Below are 288 nucleotides of genomic sequence, written 5' to 3'. Positions count from 1 at the left end.
CTTTGAAGCCCTGACACCGCCTCGGGGTGTCCTGGCAACGGTTCCGTTCGATCATCATCACTCACGTCTGCACTTGCGCTTTTTTCTTGGCGAGTCCCTGTCGCCACGCATGTTCTTCGTCCGTTCAGCTGACCGGTGCGGCCCTGTAGGTCTCTCCCTTGGCAAGCAGGGCCCATGCGGTTCGGGCGGTCTTGTTGGCGATTGCCACCGTGACGAGCCTCGTTGGCTTGCGTTCCAGCAGGGATCGGACCCAGGCCCCGGTTCGTGTCTGGGTGGTTTCAGCCCGCC

At 62.5% G+C, this 288-nt stretch carries 1 pseudogene; it reads right to left on the bottom strand.

The window, feature by feature from the left end:
* Positions 1-124: 124 nt before the first annotated feature.
* Positions 125-288, bottom strand: a pseudogene (locus tag EU800_RS27430) (IS110 family transposase); the annotation flags it as partial.

The sequence above is a fragment of the Tropicimonas sp. IMCC6043 genome, from assembly GCF_004146235.1.
Classification (GTDB): Bacteria; Pseudomonadota; Alphaproteobacteria; order Rhodobacterales; family Rhodobacteraceae; genus Tropicimonas.
The sequence above is the reverse complement of the archived record's forward strand: the minus strand, read 5'-3'. Positions and strand labels throughout refer to the sequence as shown.